Consider the following 15,340-nt stretch of genomic DNA (forward strand, 5'->3'; position numbering starts at 1 on the left):
AAAAAATTATCGCCCTTAACCCAAAAAAAATACCTTCATAAATTATGGTTATGAAGGTACGTTTATCAATGAAATTCAGCTTTTAGTGTTTGACTATTTTTTTGATAACTTGATTTCCATTTATCTGTATTTTTAAAAAGTACAAACCATCTGATAAATTCGAAATATTGATACTATCCCCAACATTATCAAACTTTTGATTTACCATTAACCCTTTTGAGTCAAACAACTCAAAGGTATAAGGAAAATTATGATTGGTTATCTTGATAATATCTTTTGTTGGGTTTGGAAATATGGATAGTTCATTATAATCTTTAGAATCAGTATGTAATGGATTGTTATTGAAAACCCTACTGCTTCCATTGCTATAGTTGAATGCTAGCAACTCATTCCAAATAAAATCTATAGTACTTTGAAAATTACTTTGAACCAGTGCATTAACGGTATTTGGAATTGTATAGGTTACTGGTGCTTTTTCTTCATAAATGGCCATATAAGTTATCAAACCAGCTAAAAAGTAAAGCGTTGGCTCTCCGTGTGGCGCATTATCTTCATATAGCTCTAAAATTGGGACCTGGCTTAAAGGCGTATCTGTTAATAGCTTACTTAGCACTGGCCCAACAGGGATCATTCTAACATTTTCACTTGGGCGCGCAGCTTGAACATAATCTTGATAATCAATCCACCAATTATGAAAATCACCTGTTGTGTAATTATTGTAATTCTCAAACTCAGTTCCGGAAGGAGGAAAACCCTCACCAGCAATAAAAGTAGCCATATCTGGCCAGTTTTCGTATATGTAAGTTACCGCGCTTTCTTCTTGGTTGTCAATCCAATCTACAATATCTAATGTTGCTGATAGCGGAGATGTTGTTGGATTTCCATGGTAATTTACATTTGATGGCTGATATTGTATAAAATTAGCAGCTGTGAGTAAGATGGTATTAAAATTTGCTTCTGAAAACTCTTGGGTATCAGATTCCCATGCAGATGGCACTTCACTAAATCCCCATTGAGCAATAGGTGGTAGGTCAGCATGTTGTGGTAAAAACCCATATTGTCCTGAAACTGAAATAGTGTGTCCTGCTTCCTGGGCTAATAAATGCAACCAGTGGGGTACGGTTGTTTCATCAGAGGATGTGGCATGAACAATAAGGCTATGCCCAAAAACATACATGGTTTTATTGTCTTGAGCTAATGTGCTACTGGTACAAATAAGGCATAATACTAAGGCTAACTGTAATAAGTTTTTCATAAGTAGGTATTTTAATAAATTTTATAATTTATAATATAACAGCTTAATTGGATAAAATCCTACCTAATAAATTCGCTAAATAAAAAAAACGCAACCAGAAGTGGTTGCGTTTTTCTCTATATTAACCTGCCGCTCTACCAACTGAGCTAAGTCCCCAAGTCAAAAAATTATTTGTGGAGACTGTGGGAATCGAACCCACGACGCACAGAGTGCTTTTGATGAGATACTGAAACAAGTTCAGTATGACATAAATTACTTTACTTCCTCAAAATCAACATCCTCAACATCATTGCCTTCAGACTGTGCTTGCTCTCCAGCTCCAGCATCTGGTCCTGGTTGCGCACCTCCCGCTTGTTGTGCTTCGGCTTGTGCTTTGTACATTTCTTCTGAAGCTACTTTCCAAGCTTCGTTTATTTTCTCTAAAGCAGGCTCAATCTGTGCCAAATCTTTAGTTTCATAAGCCTTCTTCAACTCTTCTAAAGCTTCCTCGATTGGCTTTTTCTTATCATCGGACAATTTATCACCAAACTCTTCTAATTGCTTTTCCGTTTGGAAAATCATAGAATCCGCCTCATTCAGCTTTTGAGCTTGTTCAGCAGCCGCTTTATCAGCCTCAGCATTCGCCTCAGCATCAGCTTTCATTTTCTCGATTTCCTCCTCGGTCAATCCAGAAGATGCCTCAATTCTAATATCCTGTTTCTTACCAGTCGCTTTATCTTCAGCAGATACTTTGATGATACCATTGGCATCAATATCAAACGTTACCTCAATTTGTGGCGTACCACGTCTTGCTGGTGGAATACCGTCCAAGTGGAAACGTCCGATAGTTTTGTTATCCGCTGCCATTGCTCTTTCACCTTGCAATACATGGATTTCTACTGATGGCTGATTATCCGCTGCCGTAGAGAATACTTGTGATTTCTTGGTAGGGATTGTTGTATTCGCATCAATCAATTTGGTGAATACATTACCCATTGTTTCAATACCTAAAGATAAAGGCGTAACGTCAAGTAGCAATACATCTTTTACATCACCAGTCAATACACCACCTTGGATAGCAGCACCTAAAGACACCACCTCATCCGGGTTTACACCTTTACTTGGGGCTTTTCCAAAGAATTTTTCAACAGCAGTCTGTACCGCTGGAATCCTTGTAGAACCACCAACCAAAATAATCTCATCAATATCGCTTTTGCTCAATCCGGCCGCTTTCAACGCCGTCTGGCATGGCTCAATAGTACGTTTTACCAAATCGTCAATCAATTGCTCAAACTTAGAACGTGTTAACGTACGCACCAAGTGCTTTGGTCCACTAGCAGTTGCCGTAATATATGGCAAGTTAATTTCAGTTTGGGATGAAGAAGACAATTCAATCTTTGCCTTTTCAGCAGCTTCCTTCAAACGCTGTAAAGACATAGGATCCTCTCTCAAATCCATACTCTCCTCAGCCTTAAACTCATCAGCCAACCAGTTGATGATTTTTTCGTCAACATCATCACCACCTAAGTGTGTATCACCATCAGTAGATAATACTTCAAATACGCCGTCACCCAATTCTAAAATAGAAACGTCATGTGTACCTCCACCAAAGTCAAATACAACAATCTTTTGGTCCGTACCTTTTTTGTCCAATCCGTAAGCCAATGCCGCAGCAGTTGGCTCGTTAATAATACGCTCTACTTTCAAACCCGAAATCTCGCCAGCCTCTTTTGTAGCCTGACGCTGACTGTCGTTAAAATAAGCAGGCACAGTAATTACAGCTCTGCTCACATCAGTTCCCAAGTAATCCTCAGCAGTTTTCTTCATTTTCTGTAGAATCATAGCTGACAATTCCTGTGGTGTGTACAAACGGCCCTCGATATCCACTCTTGGCGTATCGTTGTCACCCTTCACTACTTTATATGGCACGCGCTCGGCCTCTTTTTTAGATTCAGAATATTTATTCCCCATAAAACGCTTAATCGAATACACCGTTTTAGTTGGGTTGGTTACGGCTTGACGCTTTGCAGGGTCGCCCACCTTGATTTCACCGCCTTCAACAAAGGCAATCACAGATGGCGTCGTCCTTTTTCCTTCTGCATTAGGAATCACCACCGGCTCGTTACCCTCCATCACGGAAACGCAAGAGTTGGTCGTCCCTAAATCAATTCCAATAATTTTGCTCATAATATGTTTTTTATTGTGTTGAATGTTCGTTTTTCAAATTCGATTTACATAAGTCAATCTTTATGCCAATACAAAAAGCATGACACAGTGTCAGTCTCGATAGCTATCGGGATTAGTCGCAGTGGGCAGTAGCAGTAGGCAGTACTTTAAAAACCGTAGCATTCTGTACACATGAATATTCCCCCTTTGGGGGTTAGTGGGATTATTTGGGCGCAAGGGTCCCAAAATCAGTTCCTCCATTAAACAACATTTCTAAACGCCAACCTCTCCACAAAAACCCATTGATTAACAATACCTTACCCAGTTTTATCGTTTAAAGTCACATAATGTTGAGAAATCCTAATTCAGAATTACCATTCATCGAAAAAATAATACTTTCAACCTATATTTAATTATATTTGAATGATTTAAGAAATAAAAAACCTACAATTTTTATTAAAATCACCCAAATTGCAATGAAAAGAACTTTACTGTCCACACTTTTATGCTTGCCTATTTTTATCCTAGCGCAATCCTACAATGACTATTTGGGTGCGGGCCATAGTAATGGCATTATCGTAACCTCCAGTAGCCAGCAAACTAAAACCGATTGGAATGAACAGGCCAGTGGCATAAACACCATTAACGGTTCAGGTTTGGATGGACGATTATTGGAAACCTCTCGTTTTTTAGCACAAGCTTCTTTTGGCGCAAATTTGGAATACATTAAACAAGTTGCCGAAAACCCTTTCGAGGATTGGATTGACCAACAGTTCGCTGCCAATTCCCCGGCCCTGGAACAACTCACCCAATCCATTTTTGAACAGGCCCGTTCAAGATTCATCGCAAACGGTGGCAATGCAGAGAATTATGAGCGCCCCGATTGGCAACATTTTATGTTTGCTTGGTGGCAGGCCAATATTAATAATGAAGATTTGTTAAGGCAAAAAGTGGCTTTGGCCTTGAGTGAAATTTTGGTGATTTCGCGGGACTCAAATCTTGCCAGTTATGGCCTAGGCTTGGCCGATTATTACGATGTATTAAAAGATAACGCCTTTGGCAACTTCCGAGATTTATTAAAGGGCATAGCGCTTCATCCAATGATGGGCATTTATTTAAGCCATTATAACAATCCAAAAAGTGTCCCAAACCTGAACATCCATCCCGACGAAAATTTTGCGCGTGAAATTATGCAATTGTTTAGCATCGGGCTTTATGAGCTAAATCCAGATGGCACCTACGTTTTAGACGGCAACGGCGATAGAATCCCGACTTATGACAATAATGATATCAAAGAATTTGCAAAAATTTTTACGGGTCTTGGCCCGGCAGATATACGACCAAACGAGTGGGTATCGTCACCTGATTTTGGTGTGGGTCATTGGGTGGCCATAAAAACTAAGCCCATGGTGATGTACGACGAGTGGCACCAACCGGGCGAAAAACGATTATTAAATGGTCTAGTAGTGCCCAGCGGACAGTCAGGAATGCAGGATATTGATTCGGCCATTGACAATTTGTTCAAACACCCAAATACAGGCCCGTTTATCGTTACCCGATTGATTCAACAATTGGTAAAGTCCAACCCATCTCCTGCCTATGTGGCAAGGGCAAGTGCCGCTTTTAATAATACAAAAGGAGTTCGCGGTGACATGAAAGCGGTCATTAAAGCTATTTTGCTGGATGACGAAGCCAGAAGCTGTAGCTGGATTGAAAACCCTTCAAGCGGCAAGTTAATTGAGCCGATGGTAAGGTATTTTAATGTTGTAAGGCAAATCGATTTAAACAACAACGACGGCATTTACTGGAACATTGCTTGGGATTTTTATAAAAATACTGGCCAGGCACCATTGTCTGCGCCTCATGTATTCAACTTCTTTTTACCCGAATATGTCCCAAATCAAGAATTTACCGATGCCAAAATGGTTGGGCCAGAGTTTGAAATTCATAACTCCGCCACCAGTATCAACTATTTAAATCAAGTAGATGCCTGGACCAACAACCGATGGTATGACGTACTGAGAACTTGGGACCTTGGCATGGAAGGTACTCCTCTAGATTTTGAGAAATTAAAATATTACGCAAAAGACAGTGAAGTCTTGGTAAATCAATTAGATAAATTGTTCACCCATGGGCTGCTTTCAACCGAAACCAAACAAACCATCGTGGAAGCCATTGACCCAATTCTTAGAGGTTGGGGAGATGTTGAATACACGGATTTAAGGGTAAAAATGGCGCTTTACCTTATCATGGTCAGCCCAGATTATGCCATACTGAAATAGACACATCATGACAAAACATAATAAAAATACCATGTCACGACGAAAGTTCATTGGGGATTCCTGTGCAGCACTGGGATATACAACACTATTTTCATCGTTGATTAATCTGAAAGCGATGGCAGCATCGGCCATGGACAATTCGGCCGTCATCACGGCTAATGGGAATTACAAAGCCTTGGTGTGCTTGATGCTAGGTGGCGGTAATGATTCCTTTAATATGCTCATTCCGAAAGGAAATAACGAATATAATGAATATGCTACCACACGCTCTAATTTGGCAATTGCCCAAAACGAGGTGTTACAAATAAATCCAAATACCAGTGATGGCAGAACATTTGGCTTGCATCCATCTATGCCGGATATCAGGCAAATTTTTGAAAGTGGCAACTTGGCGTTTTTGGCCAATGTTGGTACTTTAATAGAACCATCAACCAAATCTGATATAAAAAATAATGTCGTCAAAACACCTTTGGGACTTTTTTCTCATGCCGACCAGATTCAGCAATGGCAAACGGGAAGACCCAACGAGCGAACCAATATCGGCTGGGGAGGTAAAATTGCAGATTTAGTGCAATCGATGAATTCCAGCAATAAGATTTCAATGAACATTTCTCTAAGAGGCAGTAATGTTTTTCAGCGTGGAGACCAAATTATTCCCTATGCCATTGGCAACGAAGGGAGTGTTGGTATTAGAGGGTACGGTGAAGACGACCTATTCAATAGCCTTAGAACCGATGCTCTTAATTCAATATTGGAAAGGGATTATCAGGATATTTTCAAGAATACTTACAAAAATACCATCAAAGCCTCAAACGAATCCAATTTGGAATTTCAGTCAGCAGTCGATAGTATTCCGGAATTTGTAACTCCGCTTCCGGAGGAAAACGATTTGGCGGCACAACTGAGAATGGTAGCCAAAACCATTGCCTCAAGAAATACCCTTGGGTTTTCAAGACAAATATTTTTTGTACAACTGGGCGGTTGGGACCACCACGATGAATTATTGATAAATCAAGCCGATAAATTGACGCAAGTGAATGATGCGCTTAGCTATTTTAATAGTTTGATGTTTGAGCTGAATACCAATGATTGCGTGACCACATTTAGTGTATCAGACTTTGCCAGAACGTTAACGTCAAATGGGAACGGAACCGATCATGCTTGGGGTGGCAACGCCTTTATGATGGGAGGTGCTGTAAACGGAAAGGAAATTTATGGGGACTACCCTACATTGGCATTGGATAGCGAACAAGATTTACGCGATGGCGTAATGATTCCCACCACTGCAGCGGATTTATATATGGCCGAATTGGCCCTTTGGTTTGGCGTGGCACCCTCTGAACTAAGTACAATATTGCCGAACCTTTCAAAATTCTATGATACCAATAGCGGTACGCCACCATTGGGCTTTATGAATATGAATCAGATATGATGAAACGATTACACATACTGACTATTTTAATTTTTGTTACAGGTTGTTTGACGATTCAGTCTCAGTGCTACCCCGATAGGCATAGCACCAATTGGTACGACGGCTGGGTATCCTGTGAACCTTCCCCTAACCCTATTTCATCCTATGGTAGCACCCATTGGATTTTATATGATTTGGGATACGACTATGTTTTGAATGAAACCAAAATATGGAACGCTAATCAACCAAAACATCTGGATTATGGCATCAACGAATACACCATTGATTATTCATTAGATGGTTTTACGTGGGATAATCTGGGTAGTTTCACTATGGACCAAGCTTCTGGCTCATCAACTTACGAAGGCGCAGAAGGACCTGATTTTGAAGGTACAAAAGCAAGGTATGTGCTGATAACTCCAAATACAAACTATGGGGGAGACTGCATGGCCATGAGTGAAATAAAAATAGCTATAACAGACCCATTTATTGTGGTTAACGAAGAAGAGGGCTTTAATGCTTCTATTTATCCTAATCCGTTTCAAAGTGATATCAATCTTAGAATCGTGGCTTTGGAGCAAAACGCTCCAGTGTCCTATCATTTATACGACATCATGGGTAGGTCCATCACCAGTAATAGCATAGATTTAGCTGAAAATCAACAAAATTATCGCTTACCTATCAATGCGGGAGTACTTTCCGTAGGCATCTATATTTTGAAAATCAACCAAAACGGAAAAGAAAAAACGTTTAAATTGATTAAACGGAAGTAAATTCAATATAAGTGTCATTAAAGAGTATTGTGCTTTGAATATCCTGGCGGTCTAATTCCATTCAACCTTAAGTAGCCAATAGCTTGCGCCCGATGATGCGAAGTATGATTTTCGGCCCTTAAAACAAGGTCTAAATGCGTATGTCCTTGCAAGTACCATGGCTTTTCTTTGGCTGCCCCCCTTTTTAAAGTGTCGTCATCAAGCTTAGAAAGACTTGAAATTACATAATCAAAAGTATCTTCCAAATATTTCTTAACCAAACCTTTCTTTGCTTTAGAGCCCTTTGTTTTCATAAAATCGGGATGAAATAAACTCACCCCATCGGGCCTATCAATAAAAAAATCGGCTTTGAGGAGGCCCTCAAAATCCGGATAGGTTTGTTTGTCCATTAATACGCCTATAAAGGAGTTATTAGTAAAACCAATATGCATAAAATGTTGTGCAAAACTCATTTGCTCGATATTGGGGCTATATTCAATAGCCTCTTGTGGCATGGCCTCAAAAACAGCCAAGGTATATGTTTTTGATTTTTTCCATCTTTTGATAAGAATATTGACTATGGTGGTTTCGGTAACTGGAAGTTTGGACGAAATAAATGCTAGCGGACTTATTCCAATTAGGGCTAATAGTTTTCTTCTATTCACAATACTATTTTATGGTTTCTATATGAATGTCAAAATCCTTTTAATTTTCTGTTTCAACATCACAAGTTGAACGTCTTCTGGTATCAATCATATAAATAATCTTCCATTGCCCTCCGTCATTAAACAACTGAAAAGAATTCACACCACAATGACTGAATTCACCATTAAACCAAAACTCATAAGGTGTCCAAACATTGGCCATATTTCCATCAATCTGAATGCTATAATCCAATAGACGCTCCTCCCATTTTTGGTCAGCTGGCCTGTTGGCTATCGCATCGATAAATTTAGCCGGGTCATCAGTCATCAAAACGTCCTCCCCTTTTTTATTCCTAAAAGCGGTCTGCATCAAAACCTTATCAGCCATACCGATTTCATTAGGATTGTATCCCCTTTATGAAAACCTTCAAAAAATGTTTCAATTGTTGCCTTAGCACTAGTATTTTCGACTGATTGCGACTGAACGGTTGAAACAACTAAAAGCACTAAATAAAAAACAAACCTGACCATAGAAAATAACTTTTCACTAAAGTAGCACATAACCAAGCCGTGATTACAGGCTTAAAGAAAAGTTTAACAGTATCTGCTTTATTTAGTATTTTTACGTGCTAACTAAAACTGAAGCAACATGTCCACAGCCAAGAAAGAGTACAAACGCGTTACCGTAAAATCCTTAGTTGACATGAAGGCCGCGGGCGAAAAGATATCTATGTTAACGGCGTACGATTATACGATGGCAAAAATAGTGGACGGTTCCGGGGTTGACGTTATTTTGGTTGGAGATTCTGCCAGTAATGTGATGGCCGGGCATGAAACCACCTTGCCAATCACATTAGACCAAATGATTTACCATGCCTCTTCAGTGGTTCGCGCTATTTATCGTGCTTTGATTGTTGTTGACCTGCCTTTTGGGAGCTATCAAAGTGACCCGAAAGAGGCGTTGCGTTCTGCCATTAGGATCATGAAAGAAAGCGGTGCGCATTCGGTTAAATTAGAAGGTGGTAAAGAAATAAAGGAATCCATCAAACGTATTTTAAATGCTGGTATACCCGTAATGGGACATTTAGGGTTAACCCCACAATCTATTTATAAATTTGGCACTTATACTGTCCGTGCAAAAGAAGAACAAGAAGCCGAGCAACTTATTGAAGATGCCAAAATGCTAGAACGTTTGGGCTGTTTTGCAATTGTCCTCGAAAAGATTCCCGCAAAACTGGCTAAGCAGGTTGCAGAAAGCGTTAGTATTCCCATTATCGGAATCGGAGCGGGACCCGAAGTAGACGGTCAAGTTCTGGTACTCCATGACATGATCGGGATGACCCACGAATTCAATCCTAGGTTTTTAAGGCGCTACTTAAGTTTATATGAGGATATGACCAATGCTATTTCGAAGTATGTAGATGATGTCAAATCTCAGGATTTTCCTAATGAAAGTGAGTCGTATTAGTAGCTTTTAGCAAAAAATATTCGAAAATTTGTGTCCTATAAAATAGTTTCAAATAAAGATAATCTTCAAGTTTTATACGAAGACAACCATCTCATAATGGTAAACAAAAGGGCTGGTGACATTGTACAAGGAGATAAAACAGGTGATACACCTTTGAGTGATGTGGTGAAAGCGTACATAAAAGACAAGTACAATAAACCTGGAAATGTGTTTCTGGGCACCGTTCACCGTTTGGACAGGCCTACAACAGGTCTTGTAATATTTGCTAAAACCGGTAAAGCACTGCCAAGACTCAACAAACTATTTCTTTCTAAAGACATTCAAAAAACTTATTGGGCGGTTGTAAAAAAAGAGACTCCAAAACGAGAGGACACCCTTATCCATTGGTTAAAAAAAAATCCCAAAAACAATAAATCTACGGCTCACCCAAAGGAAATAAGAGACAGTAAAAAGGCTATTCTTAACTATAAAACCATCAAAAAACTAGACAATTATTATCTTCTTGAAATCCAACTGGAAACAGGAAGACACCACCAAATCCGTTCACAATTATCAAAAATTGGTTGCCCGATTAAAGGCGACCTGAAATATGGTTTTGACAGAAGCAATAAAGATGCCAGTATTCATCTACATGCCAGGCATATTGAATTTATCCATCCGGTGAAAAAGGAGCCCATTTCCGTTGAGGCACCATTGCCAAGTGATCCTGTTTGGAATGCCTGTTTATCTTAAATTAAATATCTTTATGAAAACCATTTTTCTTTGGATACCATTCAAAATATTGTTGATGCACAACGGCAATGCTTCAGATCACAGAAAACAAAAAATATCTCATGCAGGCTATCGCTATTGAGAGATTTAAAAACAGAGCTTTTAAATAGAGAAAAACAAATATACGAAGCGCTTTATGCTGACTTTAAAAAATCTGAATTCGAAACCTACCTGAGCGAACTTGGACTAGTGGTTTCTGAATTGGATTTGGCCATTAAAAAACTTAAAAAATGGGCAAGACCAAAGCGTGTCTCTTCTTCCCTGTTAACCTTTCCTTCAAGAGACTACATTTACAAAGAGCCTTATGGTACAGTTTTAATCATCGCTCCCTGGAACTACCCTTTTTTGTTGGCCATAGAACCCTTTATAATGGCGATTGCAGCCGGAAACACAGTTGTATTAAAACCCAGCGAACTTACAACTAACACCTCCACATTAATTTCTGAAATTATCGGCAAAGTGTTCCCTCCCGAAATAGCCATATGTGTTGAAGGCGGTGTGGAAACGTCCACGGAATTGCTAGCACAAAAATGGGATTACATCTTCTTTACAGGAAGCCCTAAGGTGGGCAAAATCGTGGCTAAAGCAGCGGCCCTACATTTAATCCCCACCACATTAGAACTGGGAGGAAAAACGCCTTGTATCATTGATGGTACGGTCGACTTAAAATTAGTTGCTAGACGTATAGTATGGGGCAAACTCTTAAACGGCGGGCAGACTTGTATTGCACCAGACTATGTTATTGTAAAATCCAGCACAAAAGACACTTTAATTGAAGTTCTAAAAAATGAGATTATAAGGCGATACGGCATTAATCCACAAAAATCTATTGATTTCCCACGAATCATCAATTCAAGAAATTTAAATCGACTGAAAGAGTTGATAGCACAAGAGACCGTGATATTTGGAGGAGAGATTGATGCGACAGACAGTTATATCGGTCCTACCCTAATCGACAATCCTGGCCTAAAAAGCCCAATTATGACTGAAGAAATTTTTGGGCCCATACTGCCGATTTTGACTTATGAAACCAAAAAGGACATCGAAGAAATTATATGGAATTTAGAGAGACCTTTGGCATTCTACATATTTTCTAAAAACAAGGATTTTGTTGCTGAAACCATTGAGAAATTCAATTTTGGAGGTGGAGCAATTAATGACACCATGGTACATTTTGGCAACCCAAACTTGCCCTTTGGAGGCATTGGTAACAGTGGCATGGGCAAATACCACGGAAAACATGGTTTCGATACCTTTTCGCATGAAAAATCCATATTGAAAAGGGGTACTTGGCTGGATATGCCTTTCCGTTACCCGCCATACTCTAGCAAATTGAATTTTCTTAAAAAGGTCTTTAAATATTTGGGCTAAATTAGGATTTTAATGGATAAATTAATTTTAACTCAACTCCTTCGTTAGGTTGGGATTTTAAGTCCAGAGTAGCGCCAATCAACTCTGCGCGGCTTTTCATGTTGATAAGCCCTGCGCCTTTTTCAACTTTATTCTCATCAAACCCTTTGCCGTCATCTTTGGCGGTAATCAGAATGTTGTCCCCTTGATATTTTATTGTGATATTTATGTTTTCTGCCTCTGAGTATTTTACCGAATTGGACAAAAACTCCTGTAGAATTCGAAAAACAACAATCTCGTGTTTTCGGTCTTTAAATTCTAATCTTTCACCTTGAATATTAATCCCTGCCGACTTGAACTTCATCCGTTTTAATCGGTCCAATTCGTTGGTGATTGATTTTTCAAAACCGATATTTAAAACCACATCGTTATTCAACGTTCGGGACAATGCCCTCACCTCTTTTAGCCCATTACTGAGTGCTTCGGTGGTATCCTTGAATTTTCCCTTAACCTCATCAGAAACCTGCATTTTTAAAATACTCAATTGCATATTTGCAAAGGACAATAATTGCCCCACATTATCATGCAGTTCCCAACCAATATTCTTAAGGGTTTGCTCTTGGGCTTCCGTTTGCGCCTGAATGATTTCTTCCTCAAACGCCTGTTGCTGTTTCACTTTATCTAGTAGCAACTTGTTTTTCCGTCTTTGGAATACCACAAAAAACACGATAACCAATGCCGTTATCACTATCAGCACCAAAATCATGTACACCAGCAAATAACGCTCGGCCGGCGTACTTGTTAATTTTTCTCCGGTCTGCACCATATCAAGGCAAAGGTAAAAGTTAAATACAAAAACAAATTGGCAAATAAGTAAATATATCTTCTTAGTACAAGATATTCATTATCCCTAAATGGACTGTTTACTTCATAAGCACCATAAATATCAAAGAAAACCAGTGGCGTCAAAATTAGCCACCAAATGAATATAGATGATGTGATGTAGAAGTTAACGGATTTATAAAAGCTCAAAATCTTATCAGTATTTAAAATCTCAATAAAATAAAAACAGGTACAGAGCAAAACGATTATTGCTCCTAAAACACTGATAATAGGAAAATAACCAGTAAAGAATGATTCCCATTTTAGGATTATTTGACATAAAGAGACCGTCAGAAAACCATAGGCGCTGAACTTCAAAACAGTTTTGAACTTTTTACTTTTTATGACTTTACGGTAATAGTAGGCAAAAAATAAAATTGCACCAATTTTCCAAAACAAAGTATACCACCAATAATTTTTCTCGATTAATGTTCCCTTTAGAAAACTTAATCCCTTATTTTGATCTATTAATATTGAATATGCTCCTAAAAAATCACATATTGCCACATATACAAGAAAAACAATAAAATATCTGGCTGTAGAATGCTTGTATTTCTTGTAATACAATAAACCAATTCCAGCAGCCAGAGATTCTACAATATGCGTTAAGAGACTATAGTTATCAAGAAAAATCTCTTTCAAAGATATCCGTCTTTAAGGATTATATGGAGGTGGAGAACCACCGCCTTCGTTTAATGGAGGTATCGGTAAGTCATTATTGTTTTGTAAACTAAAATTGATGAAACTCGCCTCCGAAGTCGACTTTTCACCAGTTGGAACTACAAACATAGTAGTTAAATCTTTTTTACTTTCCCCTGCGTTGCTTCCATAAACTCCGAGGTAAACACGCAGACCGGTCAAAGTATTTCCGCTTTTACTAGCCTCACTTTTTGCATAACCTATATATTTCTCAACATCATCAATCGACCACCAAGTTGAACGGTTGTCTTCTTTCCCGACGCTTCTCTCTGTAATAGAATCCAGAACACTCTTCCTTAATTTCGTCCAATTATCATTTAATAATTTGGCCTCGGCGACCGAAATCACACCTTTTGGTTTTACAATTTCCATTTTGTCCTCCATTTCCGTATTCGGAGCAGCTTCACGTGGACAAAAATAGTACGTCAACACGGCACCAATGATAAATCCAACAATAAGTAATCCTAATTTTTTCATATTTAATTAAGTTTTTGGTTAACAATAGCTTGCTTAAAAATAGCAAAAAGATTTTACTATGTGCGATTTCCTGTAAGTTTTCAGGTAGGAAAGCCTAACATTTCCCCCATACCAACAGTAAAAAGCCAACACCCGTAAATGGCATGCTCAATGGAAACCATTATTGTGGATTTTGTTTCAACATAGGTCCAGGCAAACAGCAAACCTCCTAAAAAGGTTATCAACAGCACAAAATTATTGCCATAAAACAAATGGGCCAACGAAAAAAGTATGGCATTTACCAAAATGAGCAATCGCTTGTCCCTAAAGAACCTTTCGTATCTTTTAAAGAAAAATGTGCGGAAAATGATTTCTTGGGGGTAAACGGAAAGTAATGTATAAACGAAAAGAATGAAAACCCATAATTTTGGTTTGTTCAGCACTACCTGAAACAAGGCTTCCCTATTGGTTACACTAACGAATATGGTAGTTAGCGCAATAATCACAGAAAACTTCAATAAGGTATCCCGCCAGAACAAAATCCATTTAAGGTCCCTCGCAAGTCTAAATTTTTCTTTTTCTACTACCAAAAGCACATAAACCACATACAGAAAACCGATTAGGCCTGTTGCGGTTTTAACGATTGGCGAGGTGCCTACCACAAAACTAATGGGCAACATCACAAACAAAACAAAAAACTCTACGCACTTATAATAAAATGTTTTGATCATAACAGAATGACATGATTTTGCTTTACTTCACTTATGACGAACATACTATGGGTACTGCCTATATGGTTAATGGTGGTCAATTTTTTCACCATAAATTCTCGAAACGCTTCCATATTTTCAACAATTACTTTAAGTAAATAATCATAATCCCCACTAATGTGATAACACTCCAGCACTTCATTTAGTCGATTGACTTCCCTTTCAAAGCTCACCACATATTCTTGGCTATGTTGCAATAGCTTTACATGACAGAAAACTACAAAATTTCTGCCAATTTTCTGCTTATTGATCAAAGTTGTGTATCCATCAATAAAACCTTCTTTTTCTAGTTTCTTAATCCGCTCATAAACCGCTGTTACGGAAAGCCCTAACTTGTTGGACAATTCCTTATTAGTCTGTTTGCTATCAGTTTGAAGGAGTTCCAATAATTTTTTATCAGTTTGGTCAAAAATCATAATTGAAAAATTTTCGCTTTGTATCGTTTGAATTTACGA

At 38.6% G+C, this 15,340-nt stretch carries 15 protein-coding genes; 6 read left to right on the plus strand and 9 right to left on the minus strand.

Features of this window, described 5'->3' with window-relative positions:
• Positions 1–82 precede the first annotated feature (82 nt).
• Together H7U19_RS14740 and dnaK are read right to left on the minus strand one after the other, a co-directional pair.
• Complete coding sequence (locus H7U19_RS14740) at positions 83–1,255, minus strand: T9SS type A sorting domain-containing protein (protein ID WP_186563638.1); 1,173 nt, start codon at positions 1,253–1,255, stop codon at positions 83–85.
• A 252-nt stretch (positions 1,256–1,507) separates the two neighbouring features.
• Positions 1,508–3,424 carry a molecular chaperone DnaK gene (gene dnaK / locus H7U19_RS14745; RefSeq protein ID WP_343069114.1) on the minus strand — a complete coding sequence of 639 codons (1,917 nt, stop codon included), beginning with the start codon at positions 3,422–3,424 and terminating at the stop codon, positions 1,508–1,510.
• Positions 3,425–3,876: 452 nt separating this feature from the next.
• Here dnaK and H7U19_RS14750 point away from each other — a divergent pair, with 452 nt between their 5' ends.
• Genes H7U19_RS14750 through H7U19_RS14760 form a run of 3 tightly spaced genes read left to right on the plus strand, consistent with a single transcriptional unit; the run spans position 3,877 to position 7,866 of the window.
• The gene (locus H7U19_RS14750) at positions 3,877–5,682 is read left to right on the plus strand and encodes a DUF1800 domain-containing protein (protein ID WP_186563640.1); all 1,806 of its coding nucleotides are present in this window, start codon (positions 3,877–3,879) and stop codon (positions 5,680–5,682) included.
• Positions 5,683–5,689: 7 nt separating this feature from the next.
• Positions 5,690–7,114, plus strand: coding sequence for a DUF1501 domain-containing protein (locus tag H7U19_RS14755; RefSeq protein WP_186563641.1), 1,425 nt, complete (start codon positions 5,690–5,692; stop codon positions 7,112–7,114).
• Positions 7,111–7,866, plus strand: coding sequence for a T9SS type A sorting domain-containing protein (locus tag H7U19_RS14760; RefSeq protein ID WP_186563642.1), 756 nt, complete (start codon positions 7,111–7,113; stop codon positions 7,864–7,866). The genes H7U19_RS14755 and H7U19_RS14760 overlap by 4 nt, the downstream gene beginning before the upstream one ends.
• A 17-nt stretch (positions 7,867–7,883) precedes the next feature.
• Here the strand turns inward: H7U19_RS14760 and H7U19_RS14765 are convergent, their stop codons facing one another.
• Together H7U19_RS14765 and H7U19_RS14770 are read right to left on the minus strand one after the other, a co-directional pair.
• On the minus strand, positions 7,884–8,510 hold the full coding sequence (locus tag H7U19_RS14765) for a DinB family protein (protein ID WP_186563643.1): 627 nt from the start codon (positions 8,508–8,510) through the stop codon (positions 7,884–7,886).
• Positions 8,511–8,550: 40 nt separating this feature from the next.
• A complete protein-coding gene (locus H7U19_RS14770) occupies positions 8,551–8,877 on the minus strand; it encodes a nuclear transport factor 2 family protein (protein ID WP_246454821.1) in 327 nt (108 codons plus the stop codon).
• Between the two features lie 261 nt (positions 8,878–9,138).
• On the opposite strand from H7U19_RS14770, the gene panB reads away from it, so the two are divergent.
• The 3 genes from panB to H7U19_RS14785 all read left to right on the plus strand — a co-directional run bounded on the left by panB (position 9,139) and on the right by H7U19_RS14785 (position 12,099).
• Positions 9,139–9,957 carry a 3-methyl-2-oxobutanoate hydroxymethyltransferase gene (gene panB, locus H7U19_RS14775; RefSeq protein WP_186563644.1) on the plus strand — a complete coding sequence of 273 codons (819 nt, stop codon included), beginning with the start codon at positions 9,139–9,141 and terminating at the stop codon, positions 9,955–9,957.
• Between the two features lie 96 nt (positions 9,958–10,053).
• Positions 10,054–10,689, plus strand: a complete 636-nt coding sequence (locus H7U19_RS14780; protein WP_186563744.1) for an RluA family pseudouridine synthase — start codon at positions 10,054–10,056, stop codon at positions 10,687–10,689.
• Between the two features lie 30 nt (positions 10,690–10,719).
• Positions 10,720–12,099 carry an aldehyde dehydrogenase gene (locus H7U19_RS14785; RefSeq protein WP_186563645.1) on the plus strand — a complete coding sequence of 460 codons (1,380 nt, stop codon included), beginning with the start codon at positions 10,720–10,722 and terminating at the stop codon, positions 12,097–12,099.
• A gap of 1 nt (position 12,100) precedes the next feature.
• Here the strand turns inward: H7U19_RS14785 and H7U19_RS14790 are convergent, their stop codons facing one another.
• From H7U19_RS14790 to H7U19_RS14810, 5 genes are all read right to left on the minus strand, one after another.
• Positions 12,101–12,904, minus strand: a complete 804-nt coding sequence (locus tag H7U19_RS14790) for a sensor histidine kinase (RefSeq protein ID WP_186563646.1) — start codon at positions 12,902–12,904, stop codon at positions 12,101–12,103.
• The gene (locus H7U19_RS14795; RefSeq protein ID WP_186563647.1) at positions 12,880–13,602 is read right to left on the minus strand and encodes a hypothetical protein; all 723 of its coding nucleotides are present in this window, start codon (positions 13,600–13,602) and stop codon (positions 12,880–12,882) included. The genes H7U19_RS14790 and H7U19_RS14795 overlap by 25 nt, the downstream gene beginning before the upstream one ends.
• Positions 13,603–13,614: 12 nt before the next feature.
• Entirely contained in the window at positions 13,615–14,136 is a 522-nt protein-coding gene (locus H7U19_RS14800; RefSeq protein WP_186563648.1) for a hypothetical protein, read from the minus strand.
• 80 nt (positions 14,137–14,216) lie between these two features.
• Positions 14,217–14,846, minus strand: coding sequence for a CPBP family intramembrane glutamic endopeptidase (locus H7U19_RS14805; protein ID WP_222597449.1), 630 nt, complete (start codon positions 14,844–14,846; stop codon positions 14,217–14,219).
• Entirely contained in the window at positions 14,843–15,301 is a 459-nt protein-coding gene (locus tag H7U19_RS14810) for an Lrp/AsnC family transcriptional regulator (RefSeq protein WP_186563649.1), read from the minus strand. The genes H7U19_RS14805 and H7U19_RS14810 overlap by 4 nt, the downstream gene beginning before the upstream one ends.
• Positions 15,302–15,340 lie beyond the last annotated feature (39 nt).

This window comes from Hyunsoonleella aquatilis (assembly GCF_014270105.1).
In the GTDB taxonomy this organism is placed as follows: domain Bacteria; phylum Bacteroidota; class Bacteroidia; order Flavobacteriales; family Flavobacteriaceae; genus Jejuia; species Jejuia aquatilis.